General features: G+C 66.6%; 16 protein-coding genes. 11 read left to right on the forward strand and 5 right to left on the reverse strand.

All coding sequences use genetic code 11. The annotated features are described in order from the left end of the window. Positions 1 to 79: 79 nt before the first annotated feature. Entirely contained in the window at positions 80 to 1,612 is a 1,533-nt protein-coding gene (locus F3J14_RS27700; protein ID WP_166725677.1) for a sensor domain-containing diguanylate cyclase, read from the reverse strand. Between the two features lie 597 nt (positions 1,613 to 2,209). Here F3J14_RS27700 and F3J14_RS27705 point away from each other — a divergent pair. From F3J14_RS27705 to F3J14_RS27720, 4 genes are all read left to right on the forward strand, one after another. Continuing rightward, positions 2,210 to 3,745 carry an amino acid permease gene (locus F3J14_RS27705; protein WP_166725678.1) on the forward strand — a complete coding sequence of 512 codons (1,536 nt, stop codon included), beginning with the start codon at positions 2,210 to 2,212 and terminating at the stop codon, positions 3,743 to 3,745. Positions 3,746 to 4,006: 261 nt separating this feature from the next. Beyond that, positions 4,007 to 4,252 (forward strand): DUF3717 domain-containing protein, encoded by a 246-nt coding sequence (locus F3J14_RS27710; protein WP_006761486.1) that lies wholly within the window; start codon positions 4,007 to 4,009, stop codon positions 4,250 to 4,252. Between the two features lie 292 nt (positions 4,253 to 4,544). Further along, the gene (locus F3J14_RS27715; RefSeq protein ID WP_012365478.1) at positions 4,545 to 5,462 is read left to right on the forward strand and encodes a LysR family transcriptional regulator; all 918 of its coding nucleotides are present in this window, start codon (positions 4,545 to 4,547) and stop codon (positions 5,460 to 5,462) included. Between the two features lie 115 nt (positions 5,463 to 5,577). Continuing rightward, a complete protein-coding gene (locus tag F3J14_RS27720; RefSeq protein ID WP_166725679.1) occupies positions 5,578 to 6,420 on the forward strand; it encodes an alpha/beta hydrolase in 843 nt (280 codons plus the stop codon). A 43-nt stretch (positions 6,421 to 6,463) separates the two neighbouring features. Here F3J14_RS27720 and F3J14_RS27725 read toward each other — a convergent pair whose 3' ends face one another. Together F3J14_RS27725 and F3J14_RS27730 are read right to left on the reverse strand one after the other, a co-directional pair. Then, positions 6,464 to 6,817, reverse strand: coding sequence for a hypothetical protein (locus F3J14_RS27725; protein WP_006750810.1), 354 nt, complete (start codon positions 6,815 to 6,817; stop codon positions 6,464 to 6,466). 418 nt (positions 6,818 to 7,235) lie between these two features. Further along, entirely contained in the window at positions 7,236 to 7,856 is a 621-nt protein-coding gene (locus F3J14_RS27730; protein WP_166725680.1) for a TetR/AcrR family transcriptional regulator, read from the reverse strand. Positions 7,857 to 7,951: 95 nt separating this feature from the next. Between F3J14_RS27730 and F3J14_RS27735 the strand changes: the two genes are divergently transcribed. After that, positions 7,952 to 9,193, forward strand: a complete 1,242-nt coding sequence (locus F3J14_RS27735; protein WP_166725681.1) for a glycosyltransferase — start codon at positions 7,952 to 7,954, stop codon at positions 9,191 to 9,193. A gap of 16 nt (positions 9,194 to 9,209) precedes the next feature. On the opposite strand, the gene hutC is transcribed toward F3J14_RS27735, so the two are convergent. Continuing rightward, positions 9,210 to 9,905 (reverse strand): histidine utilization repressor, encoded by a 696-nt coding sequence (hutC, locus tag F3J14_RS27740; RefSeq protein WP_006750813.1) that lies wholly within the window; start codon positions 9,903 to 9,905, stop codon positions 9,210 to 9,212. A 495-nt stretch (positions 9,906 to 10,400) separates the two neighbouring features. Between hutC and F3J14_RS27745 the strand changes: the two genes are divergently transcribed. The 6 genes from F3J14_RS27745 to F3J14_RS27770 all read left to right on the forward strand — a co-directional run bounded on the left by F3J14_RS27745 (position 10,401) and on the right by F3J14_RS27770 (position 14,443). Beyond that, positions 10,401 to 11,174: an ABC transporter substrate-binding protein gene (locus tag F3J14_RS27745; protein WP_011660377.1), complete on the forward strand. Its 774-nt coding sequence runs from the start codon at positions 10,401 to 10,403 to the stop codon at positions 11,172 to 11,174. A gap of 62 nt (positions 11,175 to 11,236) precedes the next feature. Continuing rightward, positions 11,237 to 11,926: an ABC transporter permease gene (locus tag F3J14_RS27750; RefSeq protein WP_166725682.1), complete on the forward strand. Its 690-nt coding sequence runs from the start codon at positions 11,237 to 11,239 to the stop codon at positions 11,924 to 11,926. Further along, positions 11,923 to 12,636, forward strand: a complete 714-nt coding sequence (locus F3J14_RS27755; RefSeq protein WP_166725683.1) for an ABC transporter permease — start codon at positions 11,923 to 11,925, stop codon at positions 12,634 to 12,636. The genes F3J14_RS27750 and F3J14_RS27755 overlap by 4 nt, the downstream gene beginning before the upstream one ends. An 18-nt stretch (positions 12,637 to 12,654) precedes the next feature. Continuing rightward, on the forward strand, positions 12,655 to 13,422 hold the full coding sequence (locus F3J14_RS27760; RefSeq protein ID WP_166725684.1) for an ATP-binding cassette domain-containing protein: 768 nt from the start codon (positions 12,655 to 12,657) through the stop codon (positions 13,420 to 13,422). Between the two features lie 357 nt (positions 13,423 to 13,779). Next, a complete protein-coding gene (locus F3J14_RS27765; RefSeq protein WP_166725685.1) occupies positions 13,780 to 13,917 on the forward strand; it encodes an HHHH-motif protein in 138 nt (45 codons plus the stop codon). Positions 13,918 to 13,978: 61 nt separating this feature from the next. Continuing rightward, the gene (locus tag F3J14_RS27770) at positions 13,979 to 14,443 is read left to right on the forward strand and encodes a hypothetical protein (protein WP_166725686.1); all 465 of its coding nucleotides are present in this window, start codon (positions 13,979 to 13,981) and stop codon (positions 14,441 to 14,443) included. Between the two features lie 120 nt (positions 14,444 to 14,563). Here F3J14_RS27770 and F3J14_RS27775 read toward each other — a convergent pair. After that, on the reverse strand, positions 14,564 to 15,384 hold an 821-nt coding region (locus F3J14_RS27775), incomplete at its 5' end, for a hypothetical protein (RefSeq protein ID WP_168736335.1).

The following is a 15,384-nucleotide window of genomic DNA, read 5'->3' on the forward strand; positions in this document are numbered from 1 at the left end:
TTTTTTAACACACGCGGACCCACCAGAATCTACACAGGCGGAGCCACTCTTCCCCTACCCGACGCTCTTCCGATCCGCGTCACGCGTCGGCCGTGCTCGCCTCGGCGTCCGACACGCGATTGCGGCCGCCGGACTTCGCGCGGTACAGCGCTTCGTCGGCCAGCCGCAGCAGCGCCGCGGCGTTCACGCGCCCGCCGGTGGCGGTTGCGGTGCCGATGCTCGTCGTCACGTGGCCGTACGGGCTGCGGCCGTGCGCGATGTCGAGCCCGGAGATCGCGCGGCGAATCGCCTCGGCGACGGTCGCCGCGCCCCGCGCATCGGTGTCGGGCAGCGTGACGACGAATTCCTCGCCGCCGTAGCGCGCGACGTGGTCGCTGTCGCGACGCAGGCAGCGCGACGCGGATTGCGCGACGCGGCGCAGCACGTCGTCACCGGCAAGGTGGCCGTAGTAGTCGTTGAACGCCTTGAAATGATCGACGTCGACGAACAGCACCGACAGCGGGCGGCCGCTGCGCGATGCGCGCTGCGCTTCCTTCGCGAGCACCGCGTCGAAGGTGCCGCGGTTGTCGAGGCCGGTCAGCGAATCGGTGTGCGCGAGCCGGTACAGCTTCGACTCGGCGATCTGCCGGCGCTTGAGTTCGCGCGACAGCGCGAGCGAGCCCCACGCGATGAACGCGGTAAACAGGCTCATCAGCACGGCAGTCCAGATCGCGCGATGGCGCCACGGTGCGTAGATGTCGGTCTCGGCGGGCGCGACGTCGACGACCAGCGGCAGATTCGCGAGATGCTTGTAAACATAGATGCGGCGCACGCCGTCGATCGCGCCGACGGCCGTGAGCACGCCTTCGCTGCGGCGCTGGGCCTCGATGAAGAGCGGGGAGTTGTGCAGATCGAGGCCGACCACGCGCGCATCGTACGGCAGGCGGGACACGAGCGCGCCGTTGTCCTCGATGACCGCGGCGCTGCCGTGCTTGCCGACCGCGAGGCCGTCGAGCAGCGCGCGGAAGTAGTCGATGTTCAGCGTGCCGACGACGATCCCGCCGAACGTGCCGTCGGCCTGGATGATCCGGCGGCTGAGCGCGATCGTCAGTGCGCCGCCGCGCAGCCGGGACGCATAGGGCCGGCTGATGTAGAGGCCCTGCGCAAGCCGGTCGCGATGCACGGTGAAATATTCGCGATCGGCGAAATTGCCTTGCCGCGGCGGCGACGTGGCCGAATCGATCACGATATTGCCGTGCGGGTCCATCACGAAAATGGCGCCGAGATACGCGCCGGTCGCGGCGCGGTCGAACAGCAGCCGGTGACGCTGGCGCGGCGGCAATGCCATCAGTTCCGGATCGGCGAGACCGTCGACGACGTTTTGCAGTGACAGATCATACAGTTCGATATTGCGGGAAATATCGCGCTCGATCAGCAGCATCAGGTTGCGCGCATTTTCGACCGCATGGTCATACGCGTCGTGGCGTGCTTCGATTAAAAGCGACGTCGAGAGTCCCCAGCTGAACAGCAGCAGCACGATGCCCGCGACGAGTACGCCGCGCGGCGACAGAATGCGGGCCACGGCCGACGCGGTATGGCGGCGCAGCGTAGCGGGCAGCGGGTATGAATTCATCCTCGGGGGCGCAGGCGGCGGATATTTGTGTGTCGAGGGGTCCGCGCGCTGAATATTTCGAATTAACCCGTATTATCTCGCGAAATCTTGAAGCTGGCCGCGCGACGCAAACATGCATGCGCAAAATGTCGGTTCCCTGCGGTCTCGCATCATTCTGCACGCCTCGCGGACGATTTTGATTTGAATCAATCGTCAGTGTCGGGCATTTTGTCTGATTATTGACGTGTATATCGATCGATTTGTCGCTTTAATGCGGCATCGGCATGGGTGCTGAAGCCGATTACGCAGGGCGCGACTCGGCATGACGGATAACCGGCCGGCGAAATATGGCTTTCGACGTGCAGATGCACGCGGCCGCGAGCGGCGTGTTGCCGCTCGTGCCGCATCCAACCCGTTGATTCCGCGGGGTCTGCCCGCGGCGGCGCGGGCGTTCGGACCCACGCGATCCTGATGACGAATCAGGTAGAATCCGCGCTTCGCCGCACGCGCCCGGCGCGCAACGCGTATCGGGGCCACATCGAATGCATCGCAGGCGGCGCACCCCGATCCCGCATGCGCCGGCTCCGGATGCCGGCCCGCTCAACGTTCGTCTCGTTTATGTCCGCAATTCCGAATTCCGACCAACCCGGTTCGCCCGCGAACCCACCCAAGCTTCATCGCGCGCTGAAGGCGCGCCATCTGACGATGATCGCCATCGGCGGCTCGATCGGCACGGGCCTGTTCGTCGCGTCCGGCGCATCGATTTCCCAGGCCGGCCCCGGCGGCGCGATGGTCGCGTACATGCTGATCGGCCTGATGGTCTACTTCCTGATGACGAGCCTCGGCGAAATGGCCGCGTTCATGCCGGTGTCGGGCTCGTTCGCGACCTACGGCGCGAAATACGTCGACGAAGGCTTCGGCTTCGCGCTCGGCTGGAACTACTGGTACAACTGGGCCGTGACGATCGCGGTCGAACTCGTCGCCGCGCAGCTCGTGATGCACTACTGGTTCCCGGATGTGCCGGGCGTCTGGTGGAGCGCCGCGTTCCTCGCCGTGATGTTCCTGCTCAACGCGCTGACCGTTCGCGGTTTTGGCGAAGCCGAATACTGGTTCGCGCTGATCAAGGTCGTCACGGTGGTCGCGTTCATCGGCGTCGGCCTGCTGATGATCTTCGGCATTCTGAAGGGCGCGCCGGGCAACGGCTGGGGCAACCTGACGATCGGCGACGCGCCGTTCGCGGGTGGCCTGCCGGCGCTGATGGGCGTCGCGATGATCGCGGGCTTCTCGTTCCAGGGCACCGAGCTGATCGGCGTCGCGGCCGGCGAATCGGAGAACCCGCGCACGACGATCCCGCGCGCGGTGCGCCAGGTGTTCTGGCGCATCCTGCTGTTCTACGTGCTGGCGATCTTCGTGATCGGCGTGCTGATTCCCTATACCGACCCGAGCCTGCTGAAGAGCGACGTGACCGACATCGGCGTGAGCCCGTTTACGCTCGTGTTCCGCCACGCGGGCCTCGCGTTCGCGGCCGGCGTGATGAACGCGGTGATCCTGACGGCCGTGCTGTCGGCCGGCAATTCGGGCATGTACGCGTCGACGCGGATGCTCTACAACCTCGCGACGGAAGGCCGCGCGCCGAAGCTGTTCGTGAAGCTGTCGCCGGGCGGCGTGCCGCGCAATGCGCTGTACGCGACGACGGCCGTCGGCGCGCTGTGTTTCTTCACGTCGCTGTACGGCGACAAGACGGTGTACCTGTGGCTGTTGAACACGTCGGGCATGACCGGTTTCATCGCGTGGCTCGGCATCGCGATCAGCCACTACCGGTTCCGCAAGGGTTACGTGAAGCAGGGCTACCGCGTCGACCAGCTGCCGTACCAGTCGAAATGGTTCCCGTTCGGCCCGCTGTTCGCGTTCGTGCTGTGTCTCGTGATCGCGCTGGGGCAGGACTATCAGGCGTTCCTCGCGAACCGGATCGACTGGGCGGGCGTGGCCGCGACCTACGTCGGCATCCCGCTGTTCCTCGTCGTCTGGCTCGGCTACCGGTTCCTGAACAAGAGCCGCTTCGTGCGCTACGAAGATATGGAAATCGCGCCGTGGGTGGCCGCGAACCGCGGCGCGCAGGTGGAGCGTGTGGCGAACCGCGAAACCGCGGGCTGATGTTGGTGCGGCACACGGCCGCGCGAGATGCGATGAAACGGGAAGCCGCGCGCTTCCCGTTTTTTTTGTCGGCTTTCCCCTGCCCGGGGTCAAAGCCGGTTATATTTCCCGACCCTACCGGGCCACGGCCCGGCCGGCGCGACGAGCGCGGCGCGGATCGGGCATCCGGCGCGCGCCTGTTGCGGCGGCCGGCGGCGCCCGGCGTTTCAATCGTTCCGCCGGGGCCGGCACGGCCCGCGGAGCGGCAACCCAGAGGAATTCATGAGCGCATCACCCGCCGAGCGGAAGGCCGGACCCGTTTCCATCGTGCGAATCGAAGCCGCGATCAATGCGTGGCGTGAAGTGTATCCGCCGGCGCCGGACGGCGAGGACGGCTACGCGCTCGACGCCGGCAGCAACTGCCTGGCCGAGCTGTACGGCGCGATGATCTGCTATCGGCTGCCGGACGTGCCGCTCGATTCGCTGAGCGACGCGCAGCGCGATGCGCTGTACGCAACCGAGGCGTGACGCACGGCCGAGACGATGCCGCGGCGCGGCGTCGATGAACGAACGGGAAGCCTGGCGGCTTCCCGTTTTGCTTTGCGCGGTGCGCAACGCGCGTGCGAGCGCGACGCTGCTCGTGCCGGGATCGGCGCGCCGTGAGGTATCGTCATGGCATCGGGATCAGGCGATCACGGGGCGACCAGCGTGGGCGACCAGCGTGGGCGACCAGCGTGGGCGACCGGCGCGGGACGCATCCGCGCGGGGCATCCGCGGGGGGCCGAATGAACGTCCGTGGCCTGTCCGGGAGGGTTCGAACATGGAGTTGAGACACCTCCGCTACTTCGTCGCGGTTGCCGAGGAGCGGAATTTCACGCGTGCGGCCGAGCGCCTGCACATCGCGCAGCCGCCGCTCAGCCGGCAGATCCAGCAGCTCGAGGAGGCGCTCGGCGTGCCGCTGTTCGAGCGCAACGCGCGGCCGCTGAAGCTGACCGACGCGGGACGGTTCTTCTATTCGCATGCGGTGCAGCTGCTCGCGCAGACGACCGAGCTCGAATCGATGACGAAGCGGGTCGGCAAGATCGAGCGAAGCATGTCGGTCGGTTTCGTCGGCTCGACGCTGTACGGGATGCTGCCGAAGATCATCCGGCGCTTTCGCAGCGAGTATCCGGCCGTCGAGCTGAGCCTGCACGAGATGTCGACGATGGACCAGATCAAGGCGCTGAAGGAAGGGCGCATCGACGTCGGGTTCGGGCGCATCCGTCACGAGGATCCGAGCGTGCGGCGCGTCGTGCTGCGCGAGGAACGGATGATCGTCGCGCTGCCGGTCGGTCACGTGCTCGACGGCGCGAAGCCCGTGCTGTCGCTGCACGATCTCGTGAACGACACGCTGATCATCTTCCCGAAGGCGCCGCGGCCGAGCTATGCGGACCAGGTGCTCGCGGCATTCCACGATCGCGCGCTGCAGCCGCGGCGCATCTACGAGACGCGCGAATTGCAGATCGCGCTCGGGCTCGTCGCGATGGGCGAGGGCGTGTCGGTCGTGCCGCACAGCGTGTACGGCCTGAAGCGCGACGACATCAGCTACAAGCCGCTCGACGATCCGAACCTCGTGTCGCCGATCATCATGAGCATGCGAATGCTCGATGAATCGGAGGACATCCGCGCGATGCAGGCGCTGATCTACCGGCTCTACGACGAGTCGCAGATGGAGTATCTGCCGCCGCAACCCGAATGAGCGTGCGGGCGGTGGGGGCTTGCTTGACGCCGCGCGCGTCGCCGGGCCACCATCGTCGGCATTCGATGCGGTACGCCCGCGCGCGGCCGCCTTCATGCAGATGACGACACACAACATGACTGACATCGTGACCGAGGAGACCTGGGTCGAGACGCCGCAAGGGCGTCTCTTCGCGAAGCGCTGGCGCGGTGCGCCCGCAGGGGAAACGGCCGCGCCCGAGCCTGCCGCACCTGAGCCTGCCGCACCTAGGCCGGCCGCACCGATCGTGCTGCTGCACGATTCGCTCGGCTGCGTCGAACTATGGCGCGACTTCCCCGCCCGGCTCGCGCGCGCGACCCGGCGCGACGTGATCGCGTACGACCGGCTGGGCTTTGGCCGGTCCGATCGTCATCCGGGGCAGCTCGCCGCGACGTTCGTGCGCGACGAGGCCGATCACGGATTCCATGCGCTGCTCGAACGGTTCGGCATCGATGTGTTCGTCGCGTTCGGGCACAGCGTCGGCGGCGGCATGGCGGTCGGGTGCGCGGCCGCGTATCCGGCGCGTTGCCGCGCGCTGGTGACGGTCGCCGCGCAGGCGTTCGTCGAGGATCGCACGCGCGACGGCATTCGCGAAGCGGCGCAGCAGTTCGATGCGCCCGGCCAGCTCGACCGGCTCGCGCGCTATCACGGCGACAAGGCCGAATGGGTGCTGCGTGCGTGGGTCGACACGTGGCTGTCGCCGGCGTTTCGCGGCTGGAGTCTCGACGACGAATTGCCGCGCGTGCGCTGCGCGACGCTCGCGATTCATGGCGAGCAGGATGAATACGGGTCAGACGTGCATCCGAAGCGGATCGCCGCGCGCGTCGCGGGGCCGTCGTCGTTCCTGCTGCTCGACGGATGCGGGCACATGCCGCATCGCGAGCGGACCGACGCCGTACTCGCGGCGGTGGCGACGTTGCTGCGCGACGCGCCCGCCTGAACCTGCCAACCTGATGCGACCGGCGGACCGAACCCGCCGGTGCTCAGAACGCCAGCTGGATCGCGAGATCGATCGCGAGCAGCGCGATCGAGCAGCCGATGCCGAGGACCACGTTCGGCAGGCGGTGCTCGAAATCGCGATGGTCACTGCGCATCGCGGCGCCGAGCAGGAAGATCGCCTCGACGACGATCTGCAGCCCGACGAACAGCAGCATCAGCAGATACTCGTAACCCATCTGCTTGAACGCGGCGAATTGCATCCCGTGATCGCGGATCCACTGGCCGACGCGCAGCAGTTCGTACACGAACAGCAAGGCGGGAAACAGGTAGCTGATGAAATACGTCGGCGCGGTGGCGTGCCGTAGCTCGAGGTGGAAGTGCTGATGTGTCGTAGCCATCACGAAGCCCTCCTTGCAACGCATGATTGCGGGCGCGACGGCAGCGCGACGACGTGCGGACTAGGGGATTGCCCGATGCATCGTGCGCGGCCGTACGACACCAGCATACTGCCGCGCGGGAAATTTGGCATCCCGTCTGATCATTCGTTGTAAAAATCCTGCGCATCGCGCGACGCAATCAGCGGTCCTCGCGTGCCCCGGGCGACGCGTGGGCCGGTTGCGTGTCGCACGTCGTGCAGGGCAGCAGCCATTCCTGGTGGCGCAGCAGATCGCCGGTCAGCGCGCGCGGCGTGGCGCACATTCGATGCGCACGCACCTTCCTGACCGAGCGTCGCCTGCGCGCCGTGAACGCGTGTCGCGCGGCACTCGGCGCGTCGCGCGCATGTGGCACGCGTTCGTATCGGACCGCGGCGGCCGCTCACGGCTTCGCTTGCGCGCCTTCGACGAACAGCTTCGCGACCGACTGGAATTCCCGTTTCAGCGACAACCCCGGCACGGTCAGCCAGCGCAGCATCGCCGCGAGATACAGATGATGGAACCACGTGGCGAGCTGGCCGGCCGCCAGCGCCGGGTTCAGTTCGCCCGCCTCCTGGCCGGCCGCGATCAGCTGCTGCCACACGAGCGCGATGTCGCTGCTGTTCTCCGTCCCGCTTTCGGCTTGCACCGCGCCGATGCTCAGGAACCGATGCCGCAGGTACGCGAGCAGGTACACCGGATGCTGTTCGCACCACGCGGCCGACGCATCGAGCACGCAGGCGATTCGCGACGCGAAGCTTTTCCGTCGCGCGATGTCGCGCTCAAGATGGGCGAGGTCGCGTGCGAGTTCGCCTTCGAGCCAGTGCGCGAGCACGGCTTCCTTCGTCGGGAAGTGGTTGTACAGCGTACGTTTCGCGACGTCGGCCTGCGCGGCGATCTGCTCCATCGTGACGGCGTCGTAGCCGTGCGCATCGAACAGGCGTGCGCCGGTGGCGGCGAGGTGCGCGAGCATCTGGATGCGCTTGCGCGCGCGGCGGCCCGGATCGTCGGTCGTCATCGGCATGGCTCGGGGATTGACGGAAAGTGTACGAATTGCATTAGTATACGACGTTCACTTTTTTGAATCCACTCGTTCTCGCCGTGCGCGAGGAGTCACGCATGAAGCTCGTCATTGCCACCTACGGCACCGAAGGTGACACGCGCCCGCTCGCGGCGCTGGGTTGCGCGCTGATGGCGGCCGGCCATGAGGTCCGGTTGCTGGCCGACGCCGCGACGCTCGGTTCGGCCGCCGCGCTCGGCGTGCCGTGCGCGCCGTTGTCCGGCGATATCCGCGCGGCGATCGCGCCGGATGGCGCGTTGTCCGATGCGGTGCGCGGGCGCGGCGGCTTCAACGACACGTCGAAGGCGCTCGCGGCGATCGCGAATGCGAATACGGCTGCGTGGATGCGCGAAGTCGCGGATGCGTCGGCCGGGTGCGATGCGATCCTCGTGTCGGGGCTGGCGTCGTTCGTCGGGCTGTCGGTCGCCGAGTATCGCGGCGTGCCGGCGATCGGCGCGGGGATGATCCCGATCACGCCGACCGCGGCGTTCGCGTCACCGTTCCTGCCGCCCGGCAAGGCGCCGCGCTGGCTGAATCGCGCCAGCCACCGGTTCGTGAACGCGCTGCTGTGGCAGGCGTTCCGGAAGGCGACCAATGCGGCGCGCGCCAGCGTGTGCGGACTGCCGCCGCGCCGGCGCGTGTGGACCGATCATCCGATGTTGTACGGCGTGTCGCCCGTGCTGCTGTCCGATCCGGCCGACTGGCCGCCGAATGTGCTGGCGTGCGGTCAGTGGCGTATCGACGCGCCCGCGTGGACGCCGCCGCCCGCGCTCGCGGCCTTTCTGGAAGCGGGCGATCCGCCCGTGTATATCGGCTTCGGCAGCATGGCCGGGTTCGACCGGGCCGCAATGGTCGACGCGCTGGTGCGGGCGCTCAACGGCCGGCGTGCGCTGTTCCAGCCGGGCTGGAGCGGCATCGACGCGTCGATGCTGCCCGCGCACGTGTGCGTGATCGGCGAGGCGCCGCACGACGGGTTGTTTCCGCATGTATCGATGGCGATCCACCACGGCGGGTCGGGCACCACGCATTCGGCCGCGCGGGCGGGCATTGCGTCGGTCGTCGTGCCGTTCGCGGGCGATCAGTTCTTCTGGGCGAACCGGCTGCAGCGGCTCGGTGTGGCCGATGCGCCGGTGGCCGGGCGCCGCGTGGACGCCGCCGCGTTCGCCCGCGCGATCGCGTTCGCGGCGCGCGCCGACACGCAGGCGCGGGCCGCCGCACTCGGTACGCGGCTCGGGCAGGAGGACGGGTTGCGTCTCGCGGTCGACGCGATCGAGCGTTGGGGGCGCCCCGGCGCGCAATGAACGCGCCAGCCGCGCGTCAGAAATGCCCGGTGAACCGGTAGCGGCTGCCCGGGTGCCATAGATTCGCGACCGACGCGACCATTCCCTGCGACCACGTGCGCCGATGCAGCAGCAGGCAGGGCTCGCGTTCGTCCATCGTCAGGTGGCGGCGCGTCGGCGCATCGGGCATCGCGGCCTCGATCCGGTATTCGACACGCTGAAGTGGCGCGACGCGCGTCAGGTACTGGTTCGGCGTCGTCGTCGTGAAGTCCTGCAATGCGTATTCGGGCGCGCAGGCGGGATTGACCCAGCGTTCCTCGAGCTGCACGGGGGTGTCGTTCTCGAAGTGCAGCACGCGCGAATGGAAGATCGGGTTGCCCGTGTCGAGCCGCAGTTCGTCGGCGAGCTGCGCGTCGGCGATGGCAGCGCCGACCTCCAGCACCTGCGCCCGATAAGCATGGCCGCGCGCGGCGACTTCATCCGAGATGCTGCGGATCGCGACCAGCGTCGATTCGTATTTCGGCGACGCGACGTACGTGCCGGAGCCGCGCGTGCGCGTGAGCACCTGTTCGGCCGTCAGCTCGCGCAGCGCGCGGTTGACCGTCATCCGCGCGACGTTGAATTCGCGCGCGAGCTCGTTCTCCGACGGCACCTGGTCGCCTTCCGCCCACTCGCCCGCATGGATGCGCGCGAGGATGAAGTCCTTGATTTCCTGATAGATCGGTGTGGTCATTGCATTGCTGTTCAAGTGACGGCGGCCGCGTGCCGTCGCAGTCCGGCCTTCGTGCGGGGGCCGGGCGGAGTGTACCGGGTTCGATGCGGCATCCGCCCGGCCATCGACGCATGATCCCCATTATTTCGGCACTTATCCACACGGGAAATCGCGCAGAGGCGTGGTTCCGGCGCACGTTGACCACAAGGCGCGCGCGCACAGTGAGCGGAAAAGTATAGACAAATGAGCGCGCGGCCGAGAAGGTCGGAATCGTCGCATGAAAGCTCGATTACAGCGGGATGTAAGCGTAGTTGATTGAAATATAAGGGAATCACGTGCCGATACGGCGCTTTTTAGGCGACTAGAGATAAACACGGATTGCTGGGGGTGCCCGACAAAAGGCAAAGTTGTATGTACAACTTGGGGTGCCGTCTAGATGACGGCTTCCGGGTTGGAAGGGTTCGCGGCGGCGACGCCCGACGGGCCCGTGCCCAGTTCGCCTATGACAGGAACGCCATGAAGAAACTCGCCCTCAGTATTGCCCTCGCGTGTATCGCGGTGGGTGCCCACGCCAAGGATTGGTCGACGATCCGGTTCGGCGTCGACGCCAGCTATCCGCCGTTCGAATCGAAGGACGCAAGCGGCAAGGTCGTCGGCTTCGACGTCGATCTCGGCAACGAGATCTGCGCGCGCCTGAAGGCGAAATGCGTATGGATCGAGAACGACTTCGACGGGATGATCCCGGCGCTGAAGGCGAAGAAGTTCGACGGCGTGCTGTCGTCGATGTCGATGACGCCGGCGCGCGCCGAGCAGATCGCGTTCTCCGACAAGCTGTTCAACACGCCCACGCGGCTCGTCTCGAAGAAGGGCGCGCACCTGCAGCCGACGGCCGAATCGCTGAAGGGCAAGTCGGTCGGCGTCGAGCAGGGCACGATCCAGGAAACCTATGCGAAGGCCTACTGGGCGCCGAAGGGTGTGCAGATCGTGTCTTACCAGAACCAGGACGGCGTGTACCAGGACCTGATGTCCGGCCGCCTCGATGCCGCGCTGCAGGATGCGGTGCAGGCCGACCTCGGCTTCCTGAAGACGCCGCGCGGCGCGAACTTCGAATTCGCCGGCAAGGACATCGACGATCCGAAGACGCTCGGCAACGGCGCGGGCATCGGCCTGCGCAAGGACGACGCCGACCTGAAGGCGAAGATCGACCACGCGATCGCCGACATCATCAAGGACGGCACGTACAAGAAGCTCGAGAAGAAGTACTTCGCATTCGACGTCTACGGCGGCTGACGCCTGCGCGGCGCACGCGGCGCGTGCCGCGCCGCGCCGCCGGTCTTTCTGGAAATGCTGACATGATCTTCCAAGGATTTGGCCCGCTGTTGTGGGCCGGCACGGTCGAGACCGTGAAGCTCGCGGTGCTGTCGCTCGCCGCGGCACTGATACTGGGCCTCGCGGGCGCGGCCGCGAAACTGTCGACCAACCGCGTGCTCAGGTGGATCGGCACGTTCTATACGACGCTGATCCGCGCGGTGCCCGATCTCGTGCTGATGCTGCTGCTGTTCTACGGGATCCAGATCCTGCTGAACATGGCGACCGACGCGCTCGGCTGGGATCAGATCGACATCGATCCATTCGTCGCCGGCGTCATCACGCTCGGCTTCATCTACGGCGCGTACTTTACCGAGACGTTCCGCGGCGCGTTTCTCGCGGTGCCGCGCGGCCAGCTCGAAGCGGGCTTCGCGTACGGGATGAGCGGCTGGCGCGTGTTCCACCGGATCCTGTTCCCGCAGATGATGCGCTTCGCGCTGCCGGGCATCGGCAACAACTGGCAGGTGCTCGTGAAGGCCACCGCGCTGGTGTCGATCATCGGCCTCGCCGATGTCGTGAAGGCGTCGCAGGATGCCGGCAAGAGCACGCTCGATTTCTTCTTCTTCACGCTCGCGGCGGGCGCGATCTACCTTGCGATCACGACGGTGTCGAACGTCGTGCTGCACCACCTCGAGAAGCGTTATTCCGTCGGCGTCCGGAGGCTCGCACTGTGATCGAACTCATCAGCCAGTACTGGCAAAACTATCTCTACACCGACGGCTATCGCTTCAGCGGCCTCGCGATCACTCTGTGGCTGCTGGTCGTGTCGATCGCGTTCGGCTTCGCGCTGGCGGTGCCGCTTGCGATCGCGCGCGCGTCGTCGAACCGCTGGATTTCCGGCCCGGTGTGGCTCTATACGTACGTGTTCCGCGGCACGCCGCTCTACGTGCAGCTGCTGATGTGCTACACCGGCATCTACAGCCTGCAGGTCGTGCACAACCACGTGCTGCTCGACACGTTCTTCCGCAACGCGATGAACTGCACGCTGCTCGCGTTCGTGCTGAACGAATGCGCGTATGCGACCGAGATCTTCGCGGGCGCGATCAAGGCCACGTCGGCCGGCGAGATCGAGGCCGGGATGGCGTACGGGATGTCGCGCTTCAAGCTCTATACGCGCATCATCCTGCCGTCCGCGCTGCGCCGCTCGCTGCCCAGCTACAGCAACGAAGTGATCCTGATGCTGCACGCGACGACGCTCGCGTTCACCGCGACCGTGCCCGACATCCTGAAGGTCACGCGCGACGTCAACTCCGCGACGTACATGTCGTTCCAGGCCTACGGCATCGCGGCCGTGCTGTACGCCATCGTCGTGTTCACGCTCATCTGGGCGTTCCGCAAGCTCGAGACGCGCTGGCTCGCGTACCTCTCGCCGCGCGGCCATTAATGCAAGGAAGGACCAAGCATGTACAAGCTCACCGTTGATAACCTCCACAAGAAGTTCGGCGACAACGAGGTGTTGAAGGGCGTGTCGATGAAGGCGAAGGCCGGCGACGTGATCAGCATCATCGGCTCGAGCGGCTCCGGCAAGAGCACGTTCCTGCGCTGCATCAACTTCCTCGAGCAGCCGTGCTCGGGGCAGATCACGATCGGTAGCGAACCGATCCAGACCGCGCGCGACCGCAACGGCTCGCTGCGCGTGGCCGATCAGAAGCAACTGCAGCGAATGCGCACGAAGCTCGCGATGGTGTTCCAGCACTTCAACCTGTGGTCGCACATGACGGTGCTCGAGAACGTGATCGAGGCGCCGATGGCCGTGCTCGGAATCGGCAAGGACGAAGCGGTCGAGCGCGCGCGCAAGTATCTGGAGAAGGTCGGTCTCGCGCCGCGCGTCGAAGGCATGTATCCGTCGCACCTGTCGGGCGGCCAGCAGCAGCGTGTCGCGATCGCGCGTGCGCTCGCGATGGAACCCGAGGTGATGCTGTTCGACGAGCCGACTTCGGCGCTCGATCCCGAACTCGTCGGTGAAGTGCTGAAGGTGATGCAGAAGCTGGCCGAGGAAGGCCGCACGATGGTCGTCGTCACGCACGAGATGGGTTTTGCGCGCAACGTGTCGAACCATGTGATCTTCCTGCACCAGGGGAAGATCGAGGAAGAGGGCGATCCGCAGGAGATTCTCGTCAATCCGAAGAGCGAGCGGCTCGGCCAATTCCTGTCGGGGCGGTTGAAGTAAGTCGCAAGATCGCGTGCCGCGGATGGGCGCGCTGGATGCGCCCGTCCGGCACGCGGTGGCTTTTCGTATCGTTTCTCATTGCTCGTCGGCGCGATTGGTCATCGCGCCGTTGCTCTTCCTGCCCCCTTCTCTCGCGCACGTGCGCCCGTTCCGGCGGCGCCGCTTCATTCGAAGTCCCGATCGTTGTGACGCTGAAAGCATCGAAAGCATGCGGGTGCGCAGCCGTCGGCTTCGCCGTCGTCGAGCGGCCGATGTCAAAGATCGTCAATTGCGTGCTGGTGCGGTACACGGATATCGGGGGACCGGCGTTAAGCAGGTACCAGCCGGATGACCGGCTGACCTATCCGGGAGAGTTCCATGTACCGCATCGCGAAGATCCTGACGGCCACCGCACTGGCTTGCGCCGTTCTCGTGCCGGCCCTTGCCGAAGCGCACTCGCACCGCGTGTGCCATTTCGATCACCACCACCATCGCGAGTGCCGCTGGGTGCGGTAAGCAGGGTTTTCCCGGCGCTGCCCGGGACGCTTTCACTATTCAGGCAAATCAGGAGAGGACCATGAAAAAGATGATGTTGATCGCCGCGCTTGCTGCCGGCGTGGGGCTGTCGACCGGTGCGTTCGCGCAAGTTCCGGCCAGCGCGCCGGCGGGCACGACCGGTCTGTGCAAGGACGGGTCGTTCTATTCGGGCGCGTCGAAGAAGGGCGCATGCGCGGGTCACAAGGGTGTGAAGACCTGGTACGGCGCATCGGCTGCTGCGGCGGCCAGCGCACCGGCCGCGGCGCCCGCGATGGCGGCCCCCGCGGCTCCGGCATCGGCCGCCGCGCCCGCGAAGGGCGCGCCGGCGACGACCGCGGCCGCGCCGGGCGGCGGCGCGGGCAAGGTGTGGGTCAACGACAGCACGAAGGTCTATCACTGCTCGACCGACAAGTACTACGGCAAGACGAAGCACGGCAGCTACATGTCGGAAGCGGAGGCGAAGACGAAGGGCTTCCATCCGTCGCACGGCAAGGCCTGCTCGTAAGCCGGCCGCGCGAGTCCGTCTCGCGCATTGCCCGCCCGTTATGTGCCGGGCATCACGCCCCGCCGTTTCGGCGGGGCGTTTTTTACCTTGCCGTTCGCATGGCGGCCGGGTGCGTCAGGATCACGGAATCGTTCCGGCGGGCTTGGCTGGAGGCGGATTGGTCGGCCGCGCGACGAGTTCACGCGTGAGGTTGTCCGACACATAGTGCGGGCCATCGAATAGATAGATCGGATAGCCGCGATACGTCGCCAGCTGCTTGCTCAGCTCCTCCGCGCTGGCCGCACGAAAGCCACCGTGCTCGGCGGGCCGGAAGGCTTCCGCGATCATCCGCACGCGTTGCTTTCCGAGACGCGCGGCCAGCTCGTCGAGATAGACGCGGGCGACGTACGGTTCGCGCGCATATACGCCGCAACCGTCCTGGAAGAACACGCCGACGTCCGCGGGCAGCCACGATGCGAGCCAGTCGGCCAGCGCCTTACCGCCGATATTGGTCTGGTCGTAGACGCTGACCCACAGCGGACGCGGCAAGCGCTTCAGGATCTCGGCGAGTTTCGGCGCGTCCTGCCAGGTCGGATCGATTTCGACGGGGAAGTAATAACCAGTCACATGCAGCGGGACGTGTGCGCGCGCCACCTCCGCGGACTGGTTCGCAAGCGTCGCCAGATGGGTGCGTGCACGCCTTTCGTCCTGGTAGCCGGCCAGGCCCAGAATGACGTTCCTGGCCCACGGTTCGCGACCGATGCGCTCCCAGTCGGGAAGGTGCGCCGCAGTACGGATGCCGGTGTTCGGCACGTACGCGGTATCGTCGACGACGCTCCACTGGATCAGCAGATCGTGGACGCCGAGCATCTGCCAGTTCCCGACGGGATTCGTCGTCGCGTTGTCCAGTTGCCACACGATTCCGTCGGCATGCACGTCGTGCGCCGTCCAGCTACACGCGG

The organism is Burkholderia sp. Tr-862 (assembly GCF_011753085.1).
Taxonomy (GTDB): domain Bacteria; phylum Pseudomonadota; class Gammaproteobacteria; order Burkholderiales; family Burkholderiaceae; genus Burkholderia; species Burkholderia ambifaria.

Bases quoted from the DNA above. Each gene is read 5' to 3' on its own strand.
- F3J14_RS27705 (WP_166725678.1), top strand. From the start codon at position 2,210: ATGTCCGCAATTCCGAATTCCGACCAACCCGGTTCGCCCGCGAACCCA.
- F3J14_RS27720 (WP_166725679.1), top strand. From the start codon at position 5,578: ATGACTGACATCGTGACCGAGGAGACCTGGGTCGAGACGCCGCAAGGG.
- F3J14_RS27725 (WP_006750810.1), bottom strand. From the start codon at position 6,817: ATGGCTACGACACATCAGCACTTCCACCTCGAGCTACGGCACGCCACC.
- F3J14_RS27760 (WP_166725684.1), top strand. From the start codon at position 12,655: ATGTACAAGCTCACCGTTGATAACCTCCACAAGAAGTTCGGCGACAAC.
- F3J14_RS27735 (WP_166725681.1), top strand. From the start codon at position 7,952: ATGAAGCTCGTCATTGCCACCTACGGCACCGAAGGTGACACGCGCCCG.
- F3J14_RS27730 (WP_166725680.1), bottom strand. From the start codon at position 7,856: ATGCCGATGACGACCGACGATCCGGGCCGCCGCGCGCGCAAGCGCATC.
- F3J14_RS27770 (WP_166725686.1), top strand. From the start codon at position 13,979: ATGAAAAAGATGATGTTGATCGCCGCGCTTGCTGCCGGCGTGGGGCTG.
- hutC (WP_006750813.1), bottom strand. From the start codon at position 9,905: ATGACCACACCGATCTATCAGGAAATCAAGGACTTCATCCTCGCGCGC.
- F3J14_RS27745 (WP_011660377.1), top strand. From the start codon at position 10,401: ATGAAGAAACTCGCCCTCAGTATTGCCCTCGCGTGTATCGCGGTGGGT.
- F3J14_RS27765 (WP_166725685.1), top strand. From the start codon at position 13,780: ATGTACCGCATCGCGAAGATCCTGACGGCCACCGCACTGGCTTGCGCC.
- F3J14_RS27715 (WP_012365478.1), top strand. From the start codon at position 4,545: ATGGAGTTGAGACACCTCCGCTACTTCGTCGCGGTTGCCGAGGAGCGG.
- F3J14_RS27710 (WP_006761486.1), top strand. From the start codon at position 4,007: ATGAGCGCATCACCCGCCGAGCGGAAGGCCGGACCCGTTTCCATCGTG.
- F3J14_RS27700 (WP_166725677.1), bottom strand. From the start codon at position 1,612: ATGAATTCATACCCGCTGCCCGCTACGCTGCGCCGCCATACCGCGTCG.
- F3J14_RS27750 (WP_166725682.1), top strand. From the start codon at position 11,237: ATGATCTTCCAAGGATTTGGCCCGCTGTTGTGGGCCGGCACGGTCGAG.